The 23,313-nt window shown below is 67.0% G+C and carries 25 protein-coding genes; 8 read left to right on the top strand and 17 right to left on the bottom strand.

Annotated features, from left to right (window positions below):
• Positions 1 to 67: 67 nt before the first annotated feature.
• Positions 68 to 697 carry a thioredoxin family protein gene (locus SRU_RS08340; RefSeq protein ID WP_112904079.1) on the top strand — a complete coding sequence of 210 codons (630 nt, stop codon included), beginning with the start codon at positions 68 to 70 and terminating at the stop codon, positions 695 to 697.
• A gap of 222 nt (positions 698 to 919) precedes the next feature.
• Here the strand turns inward: SRU_RS08340 and SRU_RS08335 are convergent, their stop codons facing one another.
• Positions 920 to 1,252: a hypothetical protein gene (locus SRU_RS08335; RefSeq protein ID WP_011404328.1), complete on the bottom strand. Its 333-nt coding sequence runs from the start codon at positions 1,250 to 1,252 to the stop codon at positions 920 to 922.
• A 135-nt stretch (positions 1,253 to 1,387) separates the two neighbouring features.
• Positions 1,388 to 3,289: an excinuclease ABC subunit UvrC gene (gene uvrC, locus SRU_RS08330; protein ID WP_011404327.1), complete on the bottom strand. Its 1,902-nt coding sequence runs from the start codon at positions 3,287 to 3,289 to the stop codon at positions 1,388 to 1,390.
• Positions 3,290 to 3,427: 138 nt separating this feature from the next.
• On the opposite strand from uvrC, the gene SRU_RS08325 reads away from it, so the two are divergent.
• Both SRU_RS08325 and SRU_RS08320 read left to right on the top strand, forming a co-directional pair.
• A complete protein-coding gene (locus SRU_RS08325) occupies positions 3,428 to 3,688 on the top strand; it encodes a DUF6364 family protein (protein WP_011404326.1) in 261 nt (86 codons plus the stop codon).
• Between the two features lie 6 nt (positions 3,689 to 3,694).
• Positions 3,695 to 4,117: a PIN domain-containing protein gene (locus SRU_RS08320; protein WP_011404325.1), complete on the top strand. Its 423-nt coding sequence runs from the start codon at positions 3,695 to 3,697 to the stop codon at positions 4,115 to 4,117.
• 14 nt (positions 4,118 to 4,131) lie between these two features.
• On the opposite strand, the gene SRU_RS08315 is transcribed toward SRU_RS08320, so the two are convergent.
• The 5 genes from SRU_RS08315 to mce all read right to left on the bottom strand — a co-directional run bounded on the left by SRU_RS08315 (position 4,132) and on the right by mce (position 9,794).
• Positions 4,132 to 5,673 (bottom strand): AbgT family transporter, encoded by a 1,542-nt coding sequence (locus SRU_RS08315; RefSeq protein WP_011404324.1) that lies wholly within the window; start codon positions 5,671 to 5,673, stop codon positions 4,132 to 4,134.
• A gap of 493 nt (positions 5,674 to 6,166) precedes the next feature.
• A complete protein-coding gene (msrA, locus tag SRU_RS08310; RefSeq protein WP_011404323.1) occupies positions 6,167 to 6,859 on the bottom strand; it encodes a peptide-methionine (S)-S-oxide reductase MsrA in 693 nt (230 codons plus the stop codon).
• Positions 6,860 to 7,046: 187 nt separating this feature from the next.
• On the bottom strand, positions 7,047 to 7,553 hold the full coding sequence (locus SRU_RS08305; protein WP_013062058.1) for a hypothetical protein: 507 nt from the start codon (positions 7,551 to 7,553) through the stop codon (positions 7,047 to 7,049).
• A gap of 34 nt (positions 7,554 to 7,587) precedes the next feature.
• Positions 7,588 to 8,589 carry an aldo/keto reductase gene (locus tag SRU_RS08300; RefSeq protein WP_011404321.1) on the bottom strand — a complete coding sequence of 334 codons (1,002 nt, stop codon included), beginning with the start codon at positions 8,587 to 8,589 and terminating at the stop codon, positions 7,588 to 7,590.
• Positions 8,590 to 8,630: 41 nt separating this feature from the next.
• Complete coding sequence (gene mce, locus SRU_RS08295) at positions 8,631 to 9,794, bottom strand: methylmalonyl-CoA epimerase (protein ID WP_237701681.1); 1,164 nt, start codon at positions 9,792 to 9,794, stop codon at positions 8,631 to 8,633.
• Between the two features lie 101 nt (positions 9,795 to 9,895).
• Here mce and SRU_RS08290 point away from each other — a divergent pair, with 101 nt between their 5' ends.
• Entirely contained in the window at positions 9,896 to 10,870 is a 975-nt protein-coding gene (locus SRU_RS08290; RefSeq protein WP_011404319.1) for a cation diffusion facilitator family transporter, read from the top strand.
• Positions 10,871 to 10,912: 42 nt separating this feature from the next.
• Here SRU_RS08290 and mdh read toward each other — a convergent pair whose 3' ends face one another.
• From mdh to thpR, 4 genes are all read right to left on the bottom strand, one after another.
• A complete protein-coding gene (gene mdh, locus SRU_RS08285; protein ID WP_011404318.1) occupies positions 10,913 to 11,857 on the bottom strand; it encodes a malate dehydrogenase in 945 nt (314 codons plus the stop codon).
• Positions 11,858 to 11,971: 114 nt separating this feature from the next.
• Positions 11,972 to 13,162, bottom strand: a complete 1,191-nt coding sequence (locus SRU_RS08280; protein WP_011404317.1) for a lysylphosphatidylglycerol synthase transmembrane domain-containing protein — start codon at positions 13,160 to 13,162, stop codon at positions 11,972 to 11,974.
• Between the two features lie 58 nt (positions 13,163 to 13,220).
• Positions 13,221 to 13,862, bottom strand: coding sequence for a LolA family protein (locus tag SRU_RS08275; RefSeq protein WP_011404316.1), 642 nt, complete (start codon positions 13,860 to 13,862; stop codon positions 13,221 to 13,223).
• A gap of 111 nt (positions 13,863 to 13,973) precedes the next feature.
• On the bottom strand, positions 13,974 to 14,513 hold the full coding sequence (gene thpR / locus SRU_RS08270) for an RNA 2',3'-cyclic phosphodiesterase (protein ID WP_011404315.1): 540 nt from the start codon (positions 14,511 to 14,513) through the stop codon (positions 13,974 to 13,976).
• A 118-nt stretch (positions 14,514 to 14,631) separates the two neighbouring features.
• Here thpR and SRU_RS08265 point away from each other — a divergent pair, with 118 nt between their 5' ends.
• The gene (locus tag SRU_RS08265; RefSeq protein WP_112905222.1) at positions 14,632 to 15,090 is read left to right on the top strand and encodes a putative molybdenum carrier protein; all 459 of its coding nucleotides are present in this window, start codon (positions 14,632 to 14,634) and stop codon (positions 15,088 to 15,090) included.
• Between the two features lie 3 nt (positions 15,091 to 15,093).
• Here the strand turns inward: SRU_RS08265 and SRU_RS08260 are convergent, their stop codons facing one another.
• Genes SRU_RS08260 through hisA form a run of 3 tightly spaced genes read right to left on the bottom strand, consistent with a single transcriptional unit; the run spans position 15,094 to position 17,024 of the window.
• A complete protein-coding gene (locus tag SRU_RS08260; protein ID WP_013062050.1) occupies positions 15,094 to 15,417 on the bottom strand; it encodes a hypothetical protein in 324 nt (107 codons plus the stop codon).
• Positions 15,401 to 16,207, bottom strand: coding sequence for an imidazole glycerol phosphate synthase subunit HisF (gene hisF / locus SRU_RS08255; protein ID WP_011404312.1), 807 nt, complete (start codon positions 16,205 to 16,207; stop codon positions 15,401 to 15,403). The genes SRU_RS08260 and hisF overlap by 17 nt, the downstream gene beginning before the upstream one ends.
• Positions 16,208 to 16,247: 40 nt before the next feature.
• Positions 16,248 to 17,024, bottom strand: coding sequence for a 1-(5-phosphoribosyl)-5-[(5-phosphoribosylamino)methylideneamino]imidazole-4-carboxamide isomerase (gene hisA / locus SRU_RS08250; protein WP_011404311.1), 777 nt, complete (start codon positions 17,022 to 17,024; stop codon positions 16,248 to 16,250).
• Positions 17,025 to 17,318: 294 nt separating this feature from the next.
• On the opposite strand from hisA, the gene SRU_RS08245 reads away from it, so the two are divergent.
• Positions 17,319 to 17,528, top strand: a complete 210-nt coding sequence (locus tag SRU_RS08245; RefSeq protein ID WP_043552331.1) for a cold-shock protein — start codon at positions 17,319 to 17,321, stop codon at positions 17,526 to 17,528.
• A gap of 387 nt (positions 17,529 to 17,915) precedes the next feature.
• Here the strand turns inward: SRU_RS08245 and hisH are convergent, their stop codons facing one another.
• From hisH to hisB, 3 genes are all read right to left on the bottom strand, one after another.
• Complete coding sequence (hisH, locus tag SRU_RS08240) at positions 17,916 to 18,572, bottom strand: imidazole glycerol phosphate synthase subunit HisH (protein ID WP_011404308.1); 657 nt, start codon at positions 18,570 to 18,572, stop codon at positions 17,916 to 17,918.
• Positions 18,573 to 18,655: 83 nt separating this feature from the next.
• Positions 18,656 to 19,474 carry a pyrroline-5-carboxylate reductase gene (gene proC, locus SRU_RS08235; protein WP_011404307.1) on the bottom strand — a complete coding sequence of 273 codons (819 nt, stop codon included), beginning with the start codon at positions 19,472 to 19,474 and terminating at the stop codon, positions 18,656 to 18,658.
• A 126-nt stretch (positions 19,475 to 19,600) separates the two neighbouring features.
• Positions 19,601 to 20,209 (bottom strand): imidazoleglycerol-phosphate dehydratase HisB, encoded by a 609-nt coding sequence (gene hisB, locus SRU_RS08230; RefSeq protein ID WP_011404306.1) that lies wholly within the window; start codon positions 20,207 to 20,209, stop codon positions 19,601 to 19,603.
• A gap of 167 nt (positions 20,210 to 20,376) precedes the next feature.
• Between hisB and SRU_RS08225 the strand changes: the two genes are divergently transcribed.
• Both SRU_RS08225 and metG read left to right on the top strand, forming a co-directional pair.
• Positions 20,377 to 20,703: a hypothetical protein gene (locus tag SRU_RS08225; RefSeq protein ID WP_112904067.1), complete on the top strand. Its 327-nt coding sequence runs from the start codon at positions 20,377 to 20,379 to the stop codon at positions 20,701 to 20,703.
• A 172-nt stretch (positions 20,704 to 20,875) separates the two neighbouring features.
• A complete protein-coding gene (gene metG / locus SRU_RS08220) occupies positions 20,876 to 23,017 on the top strand; it encodes a methionine--tRNA ligase (protein WP_011404304.1) in 2,142 nt (713 codons plus the stop codon).
• The last annotated feature ends 296 nt before the right edge of the window (positions 23,018 to 23,313 follow it).

Here is a 23,313-nt window from a genome sequence, read left to right as displayed (position 1 = left end):
GCGGCCGTGCGGTCCCGAAGAGCGCGACCCGATTCACTGCGATCCCGAACTTTTTGTCTTCCCACCGATGCCTGATTTTTTCGACGAGGGCCGTCCGCACGACGGGCTGCGATACGAGGAGTACCGAGAGGCGTGGTCTGAACGGCTGGACACGCCGCCCGCCGACGACACCGATCCGGAGGCGCGGCGCCTGCACCACTACCTCGAATACAATTGGGACCGGCAGGCGCAGGTCCACGAGGCCTACGCCCCGTCGGAGCCGCTCCGTGAGGCCGTGGCGGCCATCGAGGAGCCCCAGCTCTGGATGGTGCTCACCGAGCCGTGGTGTGGCGATTCGGCGTTCCTGCTCCCGGTGATTGCGGAGGCGGCGGCCCTGTCCGATCAGGTGTCGCTCCGCATCCTGCCCCGGGATGAGAATCTGGACGTGATGGACCAGTACCTGACGGACGGAAGCCGCAGCATCCCGAAGCTCGTGGTGTTTTCCAGCGACGGGGCGGAGCTCTTCACGTGGGGCCCGCGGCCGGACGCGGCGGCCCGCCGGTTCGAGGAGCTGACGGAGGCGTACGACGACAAGATGGAGCTCATCGGCGAATTTCTGGAGCACTACGAGGCGGGCGGCTGGGAGGATGCCGACGCGGAACTCGCGGAGCGGCTTCAGGCCGCCGTGGGATCGTCCCCGTCCGTCGTGGACGAGTAGCCTCCGGCTTGCCTCATCTTGTGGGACCACCGACTGTGGGGCCACCGACGCGTCCGTTCGCGGAAGGCACCTGCATCGAGAGGAGGTGGAAGTACGTGCCCATCGTCGCGGAGACCGATGTCCCTCCGTCCTCCGGACGGCGGAACGACTCCGTGCTGTGCCGGGGCGAACGGGCCGTTCCGCCGGCTCGGCGCCTGCGACTCCTGCTTGTTTCTTGTCCGGTCAGGCCTGAGGGGGGTGCGGCTCCTGCTCGTACACCTCGAAGACGGTGCGCTCGTCGGGTAGCACGGCGGCGGCCACGACCTGCTCCTCGGGGTTGTACGCCCGCACCAGTTCGTGGAGCTTCGAGAAGGCCCCGTCCTCGGCCGCGGACGTGTCGTTGAAGGTGAGGTACTTGAGGGGCGTGCGCTCCTCGGGGGCGGCGTCGGCCTGGACGGTAAAGACGATCGCCCCACGCCCCCGCTGGTCGTACTGGCGCCAGGCGTGCCGGGCCGCGGTGTCCCAGTGTTCGTCGACGAGCCGGTTGAGCAGCGATCCGGGGTCGGGGGGAGGCATGTAGGGGGCGTGGGACGTGACAGAGAAAACAGATGTCGAGTGGAGACTGGGACGGGATCGGCGCTTTTTCGATCCTGTCTATTACCGTTATTGCGAAGAAAAACCCGCCGGCAGAGTTCGGTGCTGTGAGGAAACTTACTCCGTCTCCGCGGGCGCTGGGGCCTCGGTCTCGTCGTAGTAGTCCGTGATGGTCTCGGCCTTGGCCGGGCCCACGACCTCGGCCAGGGCCTCTTCGTCGGCCTCTTTCACCTTCGCCGCGGATCCGAATTCCCCGAGCAGCTTCTTCGCGGTCTTGGGGCCGATCCCGTGGATGTCGAGCAGTTCGGACTGAAGCGTTTTCTTCTTCCGCCGCTTGCGCTGGTAGGTGACGGCGAACCGGTGGGCCTCGTCCCGCACCTTCTGGAGCAGCTGGAGGGCCGGGCTGTCCTTGGCGAGGAAGACCGGGTCGGAGTCGCCGGGCCGGTAGACCTCTTCGAGGCGCTTCGCGAGGCCGATGACGGGGAACCGGTCGAACGCGCCGACCTCCTTCAGCATCTCGACGGCACTGGAGAGCTGGCCCTTCCCGCCGTCGATGACGACGAGGTCGGGCCAGGGGCCGTCCTCCTCCACCATGCGCCGGTAGCGGCGCCGCACGACCTCCCGCATCGCCTTGTAGTCGTCGGGCGTGCCCTCCTCGGTCGAGCGGATCTTGTAGGTGCGGTAGTCGCTCTTGCGCGGCGTGGCGTCGGTGAAGACGACGCAGGAGGCGACCGTCTCCTTGCCGCCGTGGTGCGACACGTCGATGCCGTCCACGCGGCGCGGCGGGGCCTCCATGTTGAGGGCCTCACCCAGGGCCTTGATGCTCTCCGGGATGCGGTTGCGCTCCCGCTTCATCTGCTGGGTCTTCCACTCGCCGACCTGCAGCTTCGCGTTGGACGTGGCCATGCGGACGAGGCTGGCCTTCTCGCCGCGCTGAGGCACCTTGATCGGGACCTGGTGTCCCTGCTCCTGCCGGAGCAGTTCTTCGAGGGCGTGGGTGTCCTGGGCCGGGTGGTCGTTCGGGTCGTGAGAGAGAAGGACCTCTTCGGGGTAGAAGTTCGCCTCGGCGTAGTAGTTCTCCACCAGCGATAGGATCAGCTCCGCGTCCGACCGCTCCTCCACCGAGCGGAGAAACTTGTGCCGCTTGCCGATCATCTTGCCCTCCCGCACCTGAAAGAGCACGCCGCAGCCGATGTCCTCATCCCGTTCGACGTGAAGGGCAAACACGTCGCGGTCGGCGAAGTCCTGGCTGACGACCTTTTGCTGCTGGGAGTAGTCCTTCAGCGCCTTGACCTGGTCGCGCAGGCGGGCGGCCTCCTCGAAATTGTGGGCGTCGGACTGCCGCTGCATCTCGTCCTTGAGCAGGTCCATGAGCTCCTGGGTCTGCCCGTTGAGCAGCTTCTTGACCTGCTCGATCGTCTCCATGTAGTCCGCCTCGGACTGCTTGCCCACGCAGGGGGCCTTGCAGTTGTCGATGTGGTGCTGCAGGCACACGTCGTACTTTCCGGCCTCAATCTTCTCCTCGGTGAGGTCAAGCGAGCAGGTGCGCAGCTGAAAGACCGACCGGATCGCGTCCATCATCGAGTTCATCTTCGACACGTCCGCGTACGGGCCGAAGTACTCGGACCCGTCCTGCTTCACGGTTCGCGTCTTGAAGACGCGGGGGAAGCGCTCGTTCTTGATGCAGATGTAGGGGTAGGTCTTGTCGTCCCGCAGGTTGACGTTGTAGCGGGGCTGGAGCTCCTTGATCTGGTTGTTTTCCAGGATGAGCGCCTCCGCCTCCGTGTCCGTCACGATGATGTCCACGTCGACGGCCTTCTGCACCATCACCTCGATCCGGCCGTCCCGCTGCCGGCTCTGCTGGAAGTAGGTGCGCACCCGATTGCGCAGGTTCTTGGCCTTGCCCACGTAGAGGACCGACTCCTCGTCGTCCAGAAATTTGTAGACGCCGGGGTCGGTGGGGAGGGCGTCGAGCTTCTGGACCAGAACCTCGGGCTTGTCGTCGAGAACCTCGCTCATGGACGGGGGGATTGAAGCCGAGAGTACGTGCTTCAAAAACGCCGGAGCAGGGGGCGTGATTCGGCCGAACCTGGGGCCGCAGGGGACGTACAAAATTTATGACAATGTACGTCTGCTCAATAGCCTTCCTCCCCTGCCATGTCCAAAAAACTCACGCTACGGCTCGACGAGGACGTGATTGAGCGGGCCAAGGCCTATGCGGCCGAGCGCGACACGTCGGTGTCGCGGCTCGTGGAGAGCTACTTTGACGAACTCACTGGGAGAGAGGAGGGAGAGCAGGGCAATGATCTCGTTCCTGAATCCCTGGGCCCGTTTACGAGCCGGCTTGCCCGGCGAACCTCCACCTCGGAGACGGAGGAGACGGACTATTACGAGTACCTCCAGGAGAAACACAAATAGTGGGCAATGACCATTTGCTTTGACACGAATGTGATTCTTGACGGGGTTCTCCAACGAACGCCATACCAGCAGGCGGCCACCGGGCTCATCCATGCAGTTGAACGGGGGGATCTAACGGGACAGCTCTGTGCGACCACCGTCACGACCGTCTATTATTTCGTCCAGAAGCGGTATGACGGGCCGGCCGCGCGGACGGACGTCAGGGACCTCTTGCATCTGTTTGACGTAGCGCCGGTTCACCGGGCGCCACTGGAGCGAGCCGCGGAGTCGGACTTTCAGGATTACGAGGACGCGGTCCTCCACAGCGCCGCCCGCACGGCCGGCGCGGACGGCATTGTGACCCGCAACACGGCGGACTTCAGCGCCGCCTCGCTGTCGGTACACACCCCGACGGAGCTGCTCACGATTCTCGACCACCGGCGAGAGTGACGGCGGCCCGCTCATTACCCCATGTAGTAGAGCTCCGCCCCGGGCCCGAGCGGCAGGCCCAGCAGCACCCAGACCAAGAAGACAATCGTGCTCACGACCCCGAACCCGACGGAATAGGGGAGCATGAGGGCGATGATGCTGCCGATCCCGGCGTCCTCATCGTACCGCTGGGCGAAGATGATGACGAGGGGAAAGTAGGGGAGGAGCGGGGTGAGGATGTTCGTAAACGAGTCGCCGATGCGGTAGGCGGCCTGCACGGTTTCGGGGGAGTAACCGGGGTCGCCCGCCAGCATGAGCATGGGCACGAAGACCGGCGCCATGATGGCCCATTTCGCCGAGGCGCTCCCCACGAACAGGTTGATGAGGGCCGAGACGAAAATGAACGAGAACAGGAGCGGCAGCCCCGTGAAGCCGATGCTCTGCAGGGCGTCGGCGCCGCTGATGGCGATGATGGAGCCGAGGTTCGACCACTCGAACATGGCGATAAAGTGGGCTGCCGCGAAGGCGAGGACGATGTAGGCGCCCATGTCGGCCATCGAGTCGGCCATCATGTCGGCCACGTCGGAGTCGTCCTCGATCTCGCCCACTACGATTCCATAGGTGAGGCCGGGCAGGAAGAAGAGAAACACCATCAGGGCGACGATGCTCTCGATCAGTGCCTCAAACTCGGCCAAGGGTGCGCCCTCCGGCACGGCCAGCAGCACGACGCCGAGGATTGAGGCGAGGGTGACGCCCCCGGCCCAGCGCAGGCCGCGCCGCTCCTCGTCGGTCAACTCGCTCGACTCGGCGTCTTCCTCGTCGAAGTCCTCCGGCGGCTCGTACTCGCCGAGGTACGGCTCGACGATGGTGTCGGTGATGTACGCGCCGAGGACCACGAAGACGGGGGTGAGCGCGATCATGAGATACCAGTTCGCCGTAACCGGCACGCTGTAGTCCTCCGCGATCAACTGGGCGGCGGGCTCGGTGAAGCTGGCCAGGAGCGGGTCCAGCGAGGTGAGCAGAAGGTTGGCGCTGAAGCCGGCCGACACACCCGCGAACGCGGCCCCGAGGCCGGCCAGCGGGTGCCGCCCGACGCCATAGAACAGCACCGCGCCCAGCGGAATGACGACCACATACCCGGCGTCGACGGCGAGGCTCGACATGATGCCCGCAAAGACGAGCGCCGCGGTAAGCAACGCGTCCGGTACGCTGGCGACGAACGACTTGAGCGCCGCACTGATGAGCCCGGTCTTGTCCGCCACCCCGATGCCGAGCATCACGACCAGCACCAGGCCGAGCGGCGGAAAGTCGGCAAACGTCTCCGCCATGTCCGTGAAGAGGCGCCGGATGTTTTCGTCCGAGAAGAGGTTGTCGGCCGTAATCGTCTCATCGGTGCCCGGGTGGACCACGCTCACGTCGGCCGTGTGGGTGATCCAGGACGCCACCATGACAATGGCGATGAAAATGAAGAAGAGCGTGACCGGGTCGGGGAGGGCGTTGCCGGTGCGCTCGATGCGGTTGAGCCAGCGGTCGGACCAGCTCGGGGACGTGTCGGTGGGGGCTGGGTCGGAAGACATAGAGGCGGTATTGTTGCGACGAAACGCACGGAGGGTGCGGCTCCGATCCTGATACTACAAACGACAGCCGGCGGACGCAACGTCCGTCCCGCGTCGTCGACGGACTGCACTGATCCGTCACTGCTCTGAGACAGGCGCAACTCCACCTGGTCGTCGAGTAGAACCTCCAGCGGGGCAACGAGTCCTCGTGCTCGCCTGAATGCGACCGGTGGTTCATTCCTCTGCCACGCTGCCCGGCGGCGCTCCGTCCGTGAAGGTTCGATGGCCGGACCGATGTCGATCAGAAACAGTCCGGTGGGGAGAAGAGACAGGGGGCGATTTGACTCCGGCGGGGGACAACGAGGCTGAGAGTGGCGGCAGGCGACAAACGAGGCATGCCGCAGCGTTCGTCAGTACAGGTCGACCCGGCACCGACGAACGGACTTCCCCAACTGTACACGGCCAGTACGCCTCCGAGTCCTTCTCTACTCGTGAAATGAAGGGGGGTGAGAGATCAGGTCGTTCCGTCGAGCGGCGCGTCCGACAGGGCCGCCTCGCCCCAGATCTCCCGGAGCCGCGCGTCCCGGCCGCAGCCCTGCCGGTAGCGCTTGTAGTCCGCGGGGTTTTTCTGGTAGTAGTTCTGGTGGTACTGCTCCGCAGCGTAGAAGGCATCGAGCGACTGCACCTGGACGGCAATGTCCCGGTCGAACTGGGCCGCAACGGTGTCCTTCGACCGCTCGGCGCTTCGCTGCTGCTGGGCGTCGTGGGCAAAGATGGCGGGGCGGTACTGCGAGCCGCGGTCGCAAAACTGCCCGGTGCCGTCGAAGGGGTCGACGTTGTGCCAGTAGACCCGAAGGAGACGCTCGTAGGAGACGGTCGTGGAGTCGTACACGACCTGGACGACCTCCGTGTGGCGCGTGGCGCCACTGGCCACCTCGCGGTAGGAGGGGTCCACCTCCTCGCCCCCGGCGAAGCCGGAGGTCGTCGACGCGACGCCGTCGATCTTGTCGTAGGGCGGCTCCATGCACCAGAAGCACCCCCCGGCAAAGGTTGCGGTGTCGGCCACGGCGGCGGGCACCGAGTCGGTGGGAGCAGGGGACGGCGCGTTGCCGTCCGGAGCGGGGCCCTGGAAGAACATCCCGCCGGCCAGAACGGCCGCAAGCAGGGCGGCTCCGAGAAGCCAGTACGACTGTGTGGAGGGCGTCATGACACAAGGAACCGGTCGCGTGAAGGGAAAAACGTCTTCGGCTTTTGCGGGACAGCATACTTTCTCCCAATTCCTTCCGTTTCCCAATCGTCGACTCCGTTACACCCGTGGGGGGACTTGGGCCGGAAAAGTGCCTGCTGACCGTATCTGCCGCGAGGGGGCGGCGGGGTTGTGAGGTGGGCCGGGGCTACAGCGCCCCCTGCTCCTCTTCGAGCAGCAGCGTCCCTGCCTGGAAGACCGAGGTCCGGAAGTAGGTGTTGTCGTCCGTCGGCGGCGCGGCGTACTGGGCCGTGTGGACGGCGACGAGCGCGTCGACGGACTCGCTCACTTCTTCGAGCGCGTCGTCGATGTACACCGGGACGAGAATTTCATCCAGGGCCGACTGCAGCTGGTCGAAAGCGTCCGCGTGCCGCCCGCGGGCGTCGCCGGGCCGACGGTCCTCCACGGTTAGGTCCTGCCCCTCGGCCCGCAGTGCACACAGCACCAGCCCCTCGTTCAGGGACGGGGCGACGAGGGCGACGGTGTGGATGGTTTCGCTCGCCGTACGGACGGGGGCACCCTCCAGGCAAAATGAATCGGAGGGGCCCACGAACCGCACGGCGACGCCATCGCCATCGACGGCGATGTGGGGCGGGTCGGCTGGGGGATCGGCGACCGCCGACCAGGACTCATCGTCGGGGGCGTAGTAGGGCATGGGACAACAGACGTTTGAGGAGAAGGAAGAAGACTTACCGATCGCCGTACGTGTGCTCCGAGCGCTCCTCGACACGGTCCGTGGCCGGCGGCGGGGTGGGCGCGAGGGCGCTGATGTCCGACCGGAGGGCCTCGGTCATGTCGATCTCCAACGCCCCGAGAGACCCGTCGAGCTGGTCGAGGGTGCGGGCGCCGATGATGGGCGCGGTCACGGCGGGGTGGTGCGCCACCCACGCGACCGCCAGCGACACGGGGTCGTAGCCGTGCTCCTCCGCGAAGGTCGTAAACCGCTCGGCCACCTCGTAGTACACGTCGGCCCCGTAGCGGGTCTGGTACATCGGGTTTTCCACGAGCCGCCCGTCGTCGGGCCGCCGGTCGACGCCGTACTTGCCCGTCAGCAGGCCGCCCCCGAGGGGGCTGTAGGACAGCACGCCGAGGTCCTCGCTCCGGGCCATCGGCAACAGCTCCACCTCCGCCTGTTGCTTCGTGAGGTTGTACATCGGCTGGATCACGTGAAAGGGCGTCCAGCCCTCGGCGCGCTGCCGGCCGAGGGCCTTCATCACCTGCCAGGCGGCAAAGTTGGAGGCCCCGAGGTACAGCACCTTGCCCTGCTGCACGAGGGTGTCGAGGGCGCGGAGGGTCTCGTCGAGACGGGTCTGCTCGTCGAAGCGGTGGACGAAGAACACGTCGATGCGGTCCGTGTCGAGGCGCCGCAGGCTGTCCTCGACGGCCCGGACGAGGTGGTAGCGGCTCGCGCCGCGGGCGTTGGGGTCGTCGCCGACGGGGAAGTAGGCCTTCGTCGTCAGGACCACCTCGTCCCGACAGTCGGCCACCAGCTCTCCCAGAATCTCCTCGGAACGGCCGTCCTCGTAGACGTTGGCGCAGTCGAACACGTTGATGCCGGCCTCGCGGCAGCGCCGAAACATTGCGGCGGCGGTCGCCCGGTCGGCGGGGCCGCCGAAGGTCATGGTGCCCAGGCAGAGGGGCGACACCTTTACGCCGGTGTCGCCGAGATAACGGGGGGAGGGGAGGGACATGATGGGGACAGGGCGACTTTGGGGAGGGACGAGGAAGAGGCCTACGCCTCTAAGAAATGATCCGAGAGGAGGGGGGCAAGGCAGCCTTTCGGCGCGCGCGACAGGCTATGGGTGTCGCCGGGAAGGACGGCCAGCCGCGCGTTGGGGAGGGCGTCGTGGAGGGCCCGGGTGGAGGCCAGTTCGAAGAGGGGATCCCGATCGAGCCCTGCGACGAGGGTCGGGGCGTCGAGGTCCGGAAGGGTTTGGGTAAGCGTGTCGGACGCGTCCGGCAGGGTGGTGACGAACGTCTGGAGGTCCGGCACGAGGCGGTCGGGGGCCTCGTGGCGGGCCCGGAGGCCCGCTGCGCGGCCCGGGGCCCGGTCCGCGAGGCCATCGAGGTCGAGCCGCGCCTGCATGCGACGGGCGTGGTCGTCCGTCCAGTGGGCGTTTGTCTGCAGGACGGCAAGGCGGTCGACCCGCTTGGGGTGCATCTGGGCGAGGCGGAGGGCCGCGCCGCCCCCGAGCGAGAAGCCAAAGACGTGCGCCGAGGGCAGGTCGAGCGCGTTTAGGACGGTGCGTACGTCTTCGGCGAACAGGTCGAGCGAAAGGGGCGCGTCCCCAGGCAGGGCCGACGTGCCGTGTCCGCTCAGGTCAACGCCGACGACATGGAAGGACGACTCCAACCGCCGAATGAGGGGGGCCGCGTCGTGCTGTGTCGTCCCCGCGGCGCCGTGCAGGACGAGGAGGGAGGGCCGGTCCCGTGCCCCCCGTTCGAAGACGGCGAGGTGCCCGTCGTGGCGGGGCACGGTTCGGGCCGTCCAGTCGGGTGTGGTGGATTCACAAAACTCCACCAGGACCCCGTGGGTTTGACTCGGGTGCACAAACGCAATTTGCTTGTCGTCCGCCCCGGCTTGGGGCGTCTCGCTTAGCAGCTCGATCCCGGCGTCCCGGAGGCGCTCCATCGTGGCCGACAGGTCGTCGACCTCGAACGCCACGTGGTGCAGCCCCTCCCCGTGGCGGTCGAGGAAGCGCCGAACCGGGGACCCGTCGGCGAGCGCCTCCAGCAGTTCGAGTTTGGCCGAGCCGGCATCCAGAAAGTGGGTCCGCACCTGCTGGTCGCGCACCGACTCCGACTTGTAGGAAACGATGCCGAGCAGGTCCCGGAACCGTTCGATGACGGCCGCGGTGTCGTCGACGGCGATGCCGATGTGGTCGAGGTGAGCCATGGCGGGGGCCGGGTGCTGGGGGCGAGCGTGGGAACCCGTCTCGGTGCGAAAAGAAGGGAAACGATGAACCTGAGAGTGCCTGCTCGGGTACAGGCAATGTGATGGTTGAATCCCAGTCTCCACACGATGAGTCCCGTGCCGAGGCGGAGCGCGCACGGCGGCGGGCCATGACGGCGAGCCTGCTGGTGTCGTTCCTGATGCTCGTCGGGAAGCTCACGGCAGCCTCCCTCACCGGCAGTACCGCGATCCTCTCCGACGCCGCGGAGTCCGTCATCCACCTCTTCGCGACCGGGTTCGCGGGCTTCAGCCTGTGGTACGCGTCCACGCCTCCGGACGTGGAGCACCCGTACGGGCACGGCAAAGTGGCGTACTTTGCGTCGGCCGTGGAGGGCACCCTTATTCTCGCAGCCGCCGTCGGCATCGGGTGGATGGCCGTGCAGGACCTCGTGACGGGCGCCGACCTTCGGCAGCTCGACGTGGGCCTCTACCTCATCGGCGGACTCACGGCCGTCAACTTCGCGCTCGGAACGTACCTCGTTCGCGTGGGGCGGCGCACCAACAGCCTCGTCCTCGAGTCGAACGGGGAGCACGTGTTGACCGACATGTGGACGAGCCTGGGCGTCATCGTCGGGATTGGGCTCGTATGGATCACCGGCATCCGTTGGCTCGACCCCGCGGTGGGGCTGCTGGTAGCGGCCAACATCGTGTGGACGGCCACCGGGCTGCTTCGCCGATCCGTCTACGGCCTGATGGACGAGGCGGACTGGGAGGCCTCCTCCGCCCTGCTCGACGAGCTGGGCACCGCGGTGGAAGAGGGGCTCATCGCCAGCTTCCACCAGGTGCGCCACCGCACGTCCGGCGACCAGGTGTGGATCGAATACCACCTCATGTTTCCGGGCGATATGCCGATCCACGAGGCGCACGCCCGGTCCCACGAGGTCGAGGACCGGGTCGACGCCCTCTTTCCGGACGAGGACGTGCACGTCACCGCTCATCTCGAGCCGCGTCAGCACGACGAGGCCCACCCGGACGAGCACCGCGAGCCGACGGATCCGCTCCGCGAGGTGCGGAGATAGGACGAGGAGGACGGGCATCCCCCCCGTCCATCCCGCGCTGGTCTACCCGATCTTGCCCTCGTCGCGAAGGCGCTGGAGGTCGTCCAGGTTGCTGTGCACGTGCCCGGCCGAGGTCTTGAGCTGGGCCTTTTCGTCGGCGTCGAGGTCGACCTCAATCACCTCTTCCACGCCGCCGGCCCCGAGCTTCACGGGCACGCCGATGAAGAGGTCGTCCAGGCCGTACTCGCCGTCGCAGTAGGCCGCGCAGGGGAGGATGCGCTTGTTGTCTTTGAGGATCGCCTCCGTCATCTCGGCCGCCGCGGCGCCCGGGGCGTACCAGGCGGAGGTGCCCATCAGGTCCACAATCTCGCCGCCGGCGCCCTTCGTGCGCTCCACGATTTCCTCGATGCGGGCGTCGTCGATCAGCTGCGGGACCGGGATGCCGCCGACCGTCGTGTAGCGGGGCAGGGGCACCATCGTATCGCCGTGGCCGCCCATCAGAAGCGCCTGCACGTCGCGGACCGACACGTCCAGCTCCTCGGCGATGAACGAGCGGAAGCGGCCGGTGTCGAGCACGCCGGCCATGCCCATCACGCGGTTCGTGGGAAAGCCGCTCGCCTCGTAGGCGACGTAGGTCATCACGTCGAGCGGGTTCGCCACCACGATGATCGTGCTGTCCGGGCTGCCCTCCACGAACTGCTCCGTGACCCCGCCCACGATCTCCGTGTTTTTGGCCAGCAGGTCGTCGCGGCTCATGCCGGGGCTACGGGGCAGGCCGGCCGTGATGATGCACACGTCCGAGTCTTCCGTGGGGCCGTAGTCGTTGGTGCCCGTCACGCGGGTGTCGAAGCCGTGGATGGGGCTCGATTCGCGCATGTCGAGGGCCTTGCCCTGCGGCATGCCGTCTTTGATGTCGACCATGACGACCTCTTTCGCCACGTCCTGTCGGGCTACACACTCGGCGACGGTGGCGCCCACATTGCCGGCACCGATGACTGTCACTTTCATGGGAGGATGAGGAATTTGGGGAAAAAGGAATGATGTGATTCGTCCCGTAATCAACGGACTGCGGCGGCGGCCTGCCAGCAATATTTTGCGAAAAGCGGAGGGGCGGCCGGGCCGCTACTCGTCCGGATTGCCCCGCTGGTCGTCGGGAGAGGCGCCGGCGAGGGACGAGGCAGCGGGGCGGGCCTCGTCCGTCTCGCCGTCGGAGCGGGCGGGGGGCGTGTCCGTTTTCGCCGAGGCTGTGGGGGCGTCGGCCCCGAAGGCGAGCAGGGGCCGGAAGCCGCTGCCCTGATACACCACCGCCACGAGGCCCGCCAGGGTGTAAAAGACGAGCTGCGCCCCGTGGGTGAGGAAGGCGTAGGTGAGGGCCTCCGCCGACGGGACCCCGTAGAGGTGGACCAGTGCCTGTTCGGTGATGTAGTGGTACGACCCGATGCCGCCGGGGGAGGGCACCAGGATGCCGATCGCGCCGATCGCCATGAGCGCCCACGCGTCCAAAATCCCAATGCCGTAGGGCTCGGCGAGGTGGAGCATCCGGAAGGGGAGATAGGCCATCAACAGGTATCCGGCCCACATGCCGACCGTGGAGAGGACAATGGCCCCGCGGCGGGGGGAGGCCACCAGTGTGGCCATCCCTTTCTGGAACGACATCGCGGCGGGCTTGAGGGTGGTCCTCCAGACGCGACCGAGCCACGAGTCTTCGCGCTGAAGGAGCCAACGGGCCCCCCCGATGGCGAGGACGAGCAGCAGGAGCAGGCCGAGCGTGCCCCCGGCAAGCCAGTCGAGCGAGATGGACTGGAGGCGGGCCCACGCCGGGGCCACGAACTGCTCGCGCAGCACGTCGAGGCGATTGAAGAGCAGCCCGACGGCACTCAGCAGGGCCGCCCCCAGCACGGCCGTATCGAAGATGCGCTCGGAGACGACGGTCCCGAAAATGCTGCTAAACCGGTAGGGGGTGCGGGCCGAAAGGTTTGCGGTCCGCGCCACCTCGCCCATCCGAGGGGCGACGTAGTTCACCATGTAGCCGATCATAACGGAGGAGAAAGAGGCCTCCAGCATTCGGGGGCGGGCCGTGTGGTCGGCCCGCTCCTCGGGGGGCGGCAGCGCCTCCACCAGGATCTGCCAGCGCCAGGCGCGAAACAGGTTGCTCCCCAGGACGAGCACGACCAGGGGGAGCAGCCACCGGTAGTCGGCCTCCCGGAAGGCCGTCCAGATGTTGCCCATGTCCACGCCGTACACGGCGAGGGCCAGAAGGCCGCCCGCCAGGACGAAGCTTCCGATTTGAAACCACCGCCGTCGATTCAGCACGCGTCGTGGGATTCGTTCCAGAGCCGTTCAGTTCCCCCGAAGTGCCCTGTGTGGTTCGCTAGTCGGTGGGGCGAAGATCCACCACCTCCGCGTTCGCGGGGGGCGAGAACGAGAAGGGATTCCCGTTGATGGGCGGGTCGACCCGGATGTCGCGCAGCCGTAGGTCCAGAATCGACCCGTTGCGGTCGACGGCCCGGAGGCGCGTGACGATGCGGTCGGGGCGCCGGACCCACAGCGTCGCCTCCTCGAACCGGGCCGACGAATCCGCCGCGGTCAGGGACAGCATTTCGTGTGCCGTTCCGGCTCGGGTCACGGTACGGCGGGCCGTGCGGTCGTATTTGTCCGCCGCGGTCGTGAGGAAGGCCTGGGGGGTCAGGGTGGAGGCCTCCGCGTCGGCCGTATTCACCACGACCTGACTGTCGGCAGGGGAGTAAATCCACGTCGTCGCGCCGTCCGTCACGACCGTCTGCGCGGGGGTCTCGACCCGGTATCGGTTCCCGGCGAGAAGCACCGTCCCGTCAATCCGGGTGGAGTCGTCCGCAAACTCGGAGGCGGTCACCTGCGTGAAGGCGGCCCGGAGGCCCTGCAGGGCACTGTAGCGCGACTGGAGGGCTTGAAGGGTCGGGCCGCCGTCCTGGGCGCCCGCCGGGAGGGCGACTGCGCACAACAGGACGCCGAGCAGTAGGAGGCGTCGTAACATGGTTGGGGAGAGAAACGCAAAACAGCATGCGGGTTCAACCTAACGACCGATCGTCCCAATTATCGTGGGCCCGCCGCCCGATCACGAAAAATTGATGGCCGGGACGCGGGCCTATCCGTTGAGCGGGTAAATCGCTCGTGGATCGTAAACGGCCCCGTCCGAGGTGAGGGTACTTTCGTATAGCACAAACCGGTCGGCCTGGAAGGCCGGAAAAGAGGGCACGTCCGCGGTTCGCAGAAACGCGTGCACCGTCTCCGGGGCGGTGTCCCCCACCCGGGCGAGCGTGACGTGAGGGGTGTAGTCGCGATCGTCTGGCGACAGGCCTTCCCGTTCGAGGGCATCGCCGACGGCCGTGTGGAGGGCCAGGAGGGACTCGGTGCGTTCCAGGCCGAGCACCAGGACGCGAGGAGAGCGCCGGGACGGCAACACGTCCAGGCCGTAGGGCTCGCAGCGGGCGGCCGGGGCGGTCAGGTCCGCGAGGGCCTGCTCGTAGCGCGCCGCCCGCTCGGGGCTGGCATCGCCAATGAAGCGGAGCGTCACGTGAAACTGGGCCGGATCGGTCCAGCGGGTGTCCAGCGCGGACGGTGCCTGCAGGTCGGCCACTTCGTTTCGGAATCCGTCGGGGAGATCAATCGCCGTGAAGAGTCGCATGCGAGGGCGGATTTGGGCGGGTGGCAATGCGCTTCGAAGCAAAGGCCCCTGACGAAACCGGATGACGGGCGGAGGGTTCGGGTGCCCAAGATCCTCTCTGACAAGCTCCCGCGGCCGCGTGCAGTTTCGCAAAATCATATCCGGTGGACAGACCGGCGTTGACCGGGCGGCGCTGGACGCGGCGCGGACCCACGACGTGGCGGTTGGGGGGTGGTGCCCACAGGGGCGACGGGCGGAGGACGGGCCGATTGCCCCGCGCTACCCGCTCCGGGAGACGCCGACGGACGCGTATGCGGAGCGGACGGCGTGGAACGTGCGGGACAGCGACGGGACCCTCATCGTTGCGCCCGGCCCCTTGGAGGGCGGGACGGCGCTCACGCAACGGGAGGCTGAGGCGCGCAAGAAACCGCTTCTCCATGTTCGCCTGACGGATCCCGCGCCGGTGCCAATGATCCATGCGTGGGCGGCAGAACACGATGTGCGGGTCCTGAACGTGGCGGGGCCGCGGGCGAGCGAGGGGGACGGCATCTACCGCCAGGCCCGGTCCATTCTCGAGGCCCTGCTGGCATCGGCGTAGCGGCTACTCCGACTCCGGCGGGGGCGGCGGGTCGGAGCGGCGGCGACGGTGGCGCTGTGCGAAGAGGTCCTCGCCGTCCTCGACGCGCCCGGCCGCGATCCAGAGAAGCCGGACCCCCACGGCCGTGGCGGCGAGCACGAACAGGGTAAAGGCGGGCCAGAGCGGGGCCTCGAACCCGAACTGGCTCGCGCGGGCCTCGGGGTAGCGCACCCACTTGTCGACGCCCCAGGCCGCCATCCCGCCCCCGAGCATGGAAAACACAAGGGCCGCTCCTTTCAGCAGGCGAGCGGCCGTGGTGGGGGAGGAGGAATCAGTCCGTTGGGGCATATCGGTCGGTCCAGTTGTTCAGGGCAGGCCGAACCGGCAGGCCGGCGTCGCGGAGATGGTCTTTGGCCTCCTCCACGGTGTGCTCGCGAAAGTGAAAGATCGAGGCGGCCAGCACCGCGCTGGCCCCGCCGTCGACGAGGCCCTCCCGCAGGTGCTCGAGGGTGCCGGCCCCGCCGGAGGCGATGACCGGAATCTGGGTCCGCTCCGTGACGGCGCGGAGGAGGGCCAGGTCGTACCCGTCCTTCGTGCCGTCCCGGTCCATCGAGGTGAGCAGAATCTCGCCGGCCCCGCGGGCCTCCGCCTCGGCGGCCCACTCCACGGCGTCCCGCCCGGTCGGCTTGCGGCCGCCGTGGACGACCACCTCCCATGCGGGCCCGTCGCCGTCCCGCCGCTTCGCGTCGATGGCCACCACGATGCACTGGTCCCCGAACGCGTCGGCGCCGCGGGCGATCAGGTCCGGGTCCTTCACGGCCGCGGAGTTGATGGCCACCTTGTCGGCCCCGGCCTGGAGCATCGCCCGCATGTCGTCGACCGAGCGGAGCCCGCCGCCCACGGTCAGGGGAATGAACACCTGATCGGCGGTGCGCCGCACCACGTCGTGCATGATGTCGCGGTCCTCGTGCGTGGCGGTGATATCGAGAAACACCAGCTCGTCGGCCCCGGCGGCGTCGTAGGTGCGGGCCTGTTCCACCGGGTCGCCGGCGTCACGGATGTCGACGAAGTTGATGCCCTTCACGACGCGGCCTTCGTCCACGTCGAGGCAGGGAATGATGCGTTTCGCGAGGGGCATACAGGGGCGAAAGGAGACGAGGGGACAAACGAAGAGGGGCTTATCGGAGGGACGCCGTCGAGAACGTGTCCAGGTCCACCGCGTCCTTGTCCTGCCAGGCCCAAAATTGCTGACACGGAAAGCGGTTTTCGTAGAGCGCCGTGCCCACGATCACCGAATCGACGCCGTAGGGCTGGAGCGTTTGAATGTCGAGCAGGTCGTCGTGCTCGCCCACGCCGCCGGACGCCGTAACCTTGGCGTGGGCGAGCTGGCGGCCGAGCGTGCGGTACGCCTGAATGTTGGGGCCGTCCATCGTTCCGTCCCGGCTGATGTCGGTGTAGACGAGACGGCGCACGCCCCGCTGCTCCATGTCCTTCGCGAACGCGACGGCGTCGAGCCCGGATCCCTCCGTCCAGCCCTGCACGCGCACCTCCCCGTCGCGGGCGTCGATGCTCACGACCACCCGCCGGGCCGAAAACTGCTCCACGGCCCGCTCCACGAAGTCGGGATTGCGGACGGCCGCGGTGCCCAGGATGACGCGGTACACGCCCCGGTCCAGGGCGGCCTCAATCTGATCCATGGAGCGGATGCCGCCCCCGAGCTGGATCGGGATGTCGAGCGCGTCGCACATCTTCCCGATCACGTCCCGGTTGTGTTCCCCCTCCCCCCGGGCGGCATCGAGGTCGACCACGTGGAGCGTCTGCGCATTCTGCACGCGCCACAGCTTGGCCATCTTGACGGGGTCCTCGAAGTACACGGTCTCGTTGTCGTAGTCGCCCTGGTGCAGGCGCACACACCGGCCGTCGCGGATGTCGATGGCGGGAATGACGAGGGGCATGAACTGGGAGACGTGAGGAGGAGACTCGCGCGAGAACCGTTACTTCCATTCACGAGGCGACGCAATGTTCGTGGGGCCCCCCATTCTTCCGCCGCCCAGTCCGGCCCGGAAAACGGGAACTGGGTGAAGAAAGCGCCCAGGCGGGACCGATCCGGAACTGTGAAGACGACCGCGAATGGGACCTACAACTCAATATTACATTTGCGTCTCCTTCGCTGCCTCGCCGTCCCGAGCACCCCGGATGCGTGCGTTGCACCGGCGGAGCGCACCAACAAACACAACGACGGTTACAGTATGCAACGCGGAACGATTAAGTGGTTTGACACCGAGAAGGGATTTGGCTTCATCGAGCCCGAGGAGGGCGGTGAGGACGTCTTCCTGCACGTAAGCAACATCACCGGTTCGACGGGCGGCGACGACCTGCGCGAAGGCCAGACCGTTGCGTTCGAGACCGAGCGAACGGAGAAGGGGCTGAGCGCCCTCAACGCCTCGCCGGTCGGATAACGACGGCGCACCCGATGCGAGAAGACCCGAGCCCGTCCCTTCCGGGGCGGGCTTTTTTTGTTGGGGGCCGCAAGAACGCCTCCGCGACGGACCGGCGGCTCGTAAGAGTTACGAGCCTGACTCCCTGAACGGCTGCTGAGAATCCTGAATGGGGGCGGATCCGCGCACTGTGCGCGTTGGCACCCTTTTTGGGCATTCGTCACCCCCACGAAGCATTGGGTGCACCGAACGTCCCGCGTTGGTGAATTCAGCCTCATGGAGAATTCCGTCGACACCGCAATCCGATTTCTGACCGTCGCTGCGGGCGGGGTGGGCTTTCTCGTCCTCCTGTTGATTCAGCTGCTTTAGGCCCGGACAGGATGGAGTAGCGTGCAGGGCGGTCTCGTCCTACGTAGAGACTGTCCGGCCGGCCTCCTCGGTCGTCGGAAGCGCGGCAAAATTGTCGAGCAGCCCGAGGCCGGCGGCCTGCGACTTTTCGGGGTGGAACTGCACGCCGAACACGTTGTCGCGCTGCACCACGGAGGGGAAGGTGTGCCCGTAGGACGTGGTGGTGAGCACGTCGTCGGCGTCTTCCGCCACGGGGTGGTAGGAGTGCACGAAATACACGTACGGCGTGGCCCCCAGTTCGTCGAGCAGCGGGTGGTCGCGGGTCGGCTCGATTGCGTTCCATCCCATGTGCGGAACCGTCAGCTCGTCGGGCATGCCCGCATCGGTCTCCCGAAAATGGGCGACATGCCCGGGCAGGACGCCGAGCCCCTCGTGTTCACCCTTCTCGTAGCCGGTCTCGAAGAGCAGCTGCATGCCCACGCAGACCCCCAGAAACGGGACCCCGCGGCCGATGGCGTCGTGGATCGGCCCCTCCAGGTCGCGCCGTCGAATCTCGTCGATGCAGGCCCGAAACGCCCCCACCCCCGGCAGCACGAGCCGCTCGGCCTCCGCGATGGCCGCCGGGTCGTCGGTGCGGTGCACCGTCGCCCCCACGGTCTCGAAGGCCTTCTCGATCGAGCGAAGGTTGCCGATGCCGTAGTCGATGATGGTCGTCATGGGGAGGAAGGGGCAGAACAATCAGTTCAGGCGGGAGGGACGGGGCGCTGACCCCTGGTGGGCGCCGAGGCTGGGGGGGACTGCTATTCGTCGTTGAGCTCCTCGGAGCGCTGGGTGGCGGTGCCGACGGCGTTGATCAGCATGGTGCGGAGCCCGTGCTCTTCGAGCGACGACACCGCGGCGATGGCGGTCCCGCCGGGAGTGGTGACCTCATCGCGCAGGATCGCAGGGTGCTTGTCCGTGTCGATGGCCAGCTTGGCGGCGCCGTACACCGTTTGCCGGGCCAGCGTCGAGGCGTCTTCGCGGGACATGCCCTGCTTCACGCCCGCATCGGTCAGCGCCTCGATGAACATGTATACGTACGCCGGGCCGCTCCCCGACAGCCCCGTGACGGCGTCCATGTGGTCCTCGGGTACGACCACGGCGTTTCCCACGGCCTCGAAAATCGCCCGGGCCTTCTCCAGGTGGGCGTCGGTCGCGTACGTGCCGGGGGAGAGCGCCGTCGCGCCGGCGTCCACGAGGGCCGGTGTGTTCGGCATGGCACGGATTACGGGCTGGTCCTGCCCAAACCCGAGCTGGAGCCGCTCGCTGGTGATGCCGGCCAGCACGCTGATGACGAGCACGTCGCGGTCCACGTGGTCGCGGATGTTGGTAATGACTTCGGCCCGGCTCTGGGGCTTGATGGTCAGCAGAATGATGGAGGCGTCCTGGACGGCCTCCACGTTGTCGGTCGTGGTGCGCAGGCCGGGAAACTCTTCGGCCAGCGCGTCGAGGGCCGAGCCGGTCCGGCGGGTCGCGATCACGTCCTCGGTCTCGATCAGGTTGCCGCCGATCATGCCGCCGATGAGGGAGTGGCCGATGTTGCCGGCGCCGATGACCGCGACCGTATCGTTTGAGAGCATGGGGGAGCGGGCGTATTTCGTAGAAGGGCTCGCGTCGAGAATGGGACCGTGCACAGGCGTGAGGACCGAGCGAAGGGCGCAGAACAGCCCCTAGACCGGCTCGCTCCCAGCCCGCCGTCGTTTGGGTTAGGCCAGGGTCCCCTTCGTGGAGGCCACCTCGGCGTGGTCGGCCCGGCGGCGCACGGCCGTGCGAAGGGCACGGGCGGCGGCCTTGAAGAGGGCCTCAATCTTGTGGTGGGCGTTGTGCCCGCGGAGGACGGTCAGGTGCAGGTTGCAGCGGGCGTGATCGGCCACGGAGCGCCACACGTGTTCGACCAGTTCCGTCGACAGGCCGCCGACCTGGTTCCGCTCGAAGGAGGCCTCCAGGTGGCAGTAGCTTCGCCCCGAGAGGTCCACCACGGCCCGGGCCAGTGCGTCGTCCATCGGCACGTAGGCGTGGCCGTAGCGGGCGATGTGGGCCTTGTCCCCGAGGGCGTCGTCGAGGGCGCGGCCGAGGCCGATGGCCACGTCCTCGACCGTGTGGTGGTCGTCCACCTCCAGATCGCCGTCGCACCGGACCTCGAGGTCGAGCGCGCCGTGCTTGGCGAAGAGGGACAGCATGTGGTCGAAGAACCCGACGCCGGTGTCGACGTCGTAGCTCCCGTCGCCGTCGAGGGTGAGGGCGACGGACACATCCGTCTCGGCGGTGGTGCGCTCGACGGTCGCCGTGCGGGGGGAGAAGCTGGGGGTGGACATGAGGCGGCCGGAGTGTGAGCGAAGAAACGAGTCGTCCCTGTTTTCACGAGGGGCTCACGCGTCGTGAACACGCAGAAGCACCCGCTGATTCATATACTTGGATCTGGTGGAAGTGCCCACCGGTTGGTATGACTGCTCCAATCTCCCGCGAAGAATCGCAACGACCCGTGGCAACCTACAGCGAGGCCGACTTCGAGGACAGCCGATTCGACTACGGCGAGCGGGTTCGCATCCTGCTGCGCCACCCCAAGCTGGGGGGCGTGTACGGCGAGGCCGAGGGAACGTGTGCCGCCCGGGAAGAAGACATCGAGTTCGAGGCGAAAGACGGCACGATGCGGACCAAGACGCTCGTCTGGCTCAAAGACATCGAGGGCTACGAAAAGCCCCACGAGGACCTTCCGGACACGACCCAGGAGGTGGAGGAGGCCTGGTTCGCGGAGGAGGCCCTCCGAAAGAAGGAGGGAGACCCGCTCGACGGGGTGAGCTTTAACTGAGACGTCCCGCTGTTTCCCGGAACGGGCCAGGCCCTTCGGGACAGATCGCCCGTTTCCGATTCGTATTGCGTGATGCGGATTGCGTACTTCTCCCCGAGCTGTGGGCTCACGCAATATGAAATACGCAATCCCAGGCATGCCGTAACGATTACGTACTTGCGACTTTGGTTTGATGGCCGATCCGACTTCTTCCGAGCGTCTCCTCGTCACCGCGGCCCTTCCGTACGCCAACGGCCCCATCCACATCGGCCACCTGGCGGGGGCGTACCTCCCGGCGGACCTCTTTGTGCGCTACCAGCGGCTGAAGGGGGAAGACGTGGCTTTTATTTGCGGCTCCGACGAAATGGGCGTTGCCATCCTCATGCGGGCCATTCGGGAGGACCGAACCCCGGAGGACATCATCGACACCTATCACCCCCAAATCCGCGACAACTTCGAGCGGTTTGGGATGAGCTTCGACTACTACGGGCGCACCTCCAGCGAGACCCACACGGAGACGACGCAGGACTTCTTCCGGGTGCTCGACGAGAACGGGGGCTTCGACCTCAAAACCGACGAGCAGCTCTATGACCCGGAGGCCGAGATGTTTTTGGCCGACCGGTTCGTGATCGGGACGTGTCCGGTCTGCGGCTTCGAGGAGGCCTACGGCGACCAGTGCGAGCAGTGCGGCTCGTCTCTCAGCCCGACGGAGTTGGAGAACCCGCAGAGCACGCTCACCGACGCGACGCCGGAGTTCAAAGAGACCACCCACTGGTACCTGCCCCTCGGGGAGCTCCAGCCCCAACTCGAAGAATGGATTGGCTCGCATCCGGAGTGGAAAAACAATGTCGTCGGGCAGATACAGAGCTGGTTCGACGAGGGGCTCAAGGGCCGCGCCATCACCCGCGACGTGCTCTGGGGCGTGCCGGTTCCCGACGACGTGGCGGAGCGGCACGGGCTGGAGGCAGAAGGCAAAGTCATCTACGTGTGGTTCGACGCCCCGATCGGCTACATCTCGGCCACGAAGGAGTGGGCCGCGGAGCAGGGCGAGCCCGACGCGTGGACCGACTACTGGCAGGATGAAGACACCCGCCTCGTCCACTTCATCGGCAAGGACAACATTGTCTTCCACTGCCTCATGTTTCCGTCCATGCTCATGGAGCATGGCGACTACGTCCTGCCGGACAACGTGCCCGCCAACGAGTTCTTGAACCTGGAGGGGGAGAAGCTGTCCACGAGCCGCGGCTGGGCGGTCTGGCTCCACGAGTACCTCGACGACTTTGCGGACGAGCGGCACGCGCCCGATCTGCTCCGCTACGCCCTCGCCACGACCCTTCCCGAGACGAAGGACGCGGATTTCAGCTGGGAGGGATTTCAGCAGCGCGTGAACGGGGAGCTCGCCAACGTCTTCGGCAACTTCGTGCACCGGACGCTCACCTTTGCGCAGCGCTACTTCGACGGCACGGTCCCGCCGCTGGAGGATCCCTCCGAGGCCGACCGGGTCATGCTCGACCGGATGGCCGAGGTGCCCGATACTGTGGGCGCGGCCTACGAGGAGCACCGCACGCGGGACGCGGTCTTCGAGACGATGGCGCTGGCGCGTCGCGGCAACAAATACTTCAACGACACGGAGCCGTGGCACACCCACGAGAGCGACCCGCAGGCCTGCGCCAACACAATCCACGTCAGCCTGCAGGTGTGCGCCGCGCTGTCCATTCTGTTCGAGCCGGTGCTGCCCAGTGCCGCGGCGACGCTTCGGGAGCGCATCGGGCTCGAGAATGTGCGGACCAGCACCCCCGACGACGATCCCGCCGGCGCCGTAGGCTGGGAAGACGCCGGGGCGCCCCTTCTGCCCGCCGGACACCCGATCCCGAGCGGCCCCGACCCGGAGCCGCTCTTCCAGAAAATCGACGACGACACCATCGAAGCCCAGATCGAGAAGCTCCGCGATCGGGCCGCTGAACGAGATACGGACCCATCATCCACCACCGACATGGACTACGAAGCCCTCAGCGACAACATTTCGTTCGACGACTTTACGCAGCTCGACCTGCGCGCCGGGACCGTAACGACCGCCGAGCCGGTGCCCGACGCCGACAAGCTGCTTCGATTGGAGGTCGACCTCGGCTTCGAGGAGCGGCAGATCCTCGCGGGGGTGGCCGAGCAAATGGCCCCCGACGACGTGGTGGGGCTGGAGGTGGTCGTCGTCGCCAACATGGCGCCGAAGGAGATGTTTGGGTTCGAGAGCCAGGGCATGGTGCTCATGGCCGAGGAGCCGGATGGTACGTTCGTGCCGGTCACCACGGAGGCGGAGGACGGGTCGGTCGTGCGGTAGGCCTGATCCGCTGGGAGACTTCGAGTGTTACTTGAAGGGTGATCCAGGCGGCCCAGTGGGGCGAAGCGGACTGGAGCACAACGCCCCTCTCTGATGCGCTGTTGCTGCTATTGTCTCCTTCTCGTCCTCTTGGTCCCAACTCTGACCGGCTGTGCGGGTAGCTCTGAGATTGCCCAGCCCCCCACCAGACTTTCTGAAATCAATCGGGTCCTCGAATCGTCCGACGCGACCATCGTCTGGGATTCAGGGAATCGGGACAAGGATGCCGAATACGTTCGCCTGTCCCGAGACTCCAT

Source organism: Salinibacter ruber DSM 13855 (assembly GCF_000013045.1).
GTDB lineage: Bacteria > Bacteroidota > Rhodothermia > Rhodothermales > Salinibacteraceae > Salinibacter > Salinibacter ruber.
The sequence above is the reverse complement of the archived record's forward strand: the minus strand, read 5'-3'. Positions and strand labels throughout refer to the sequence as shown.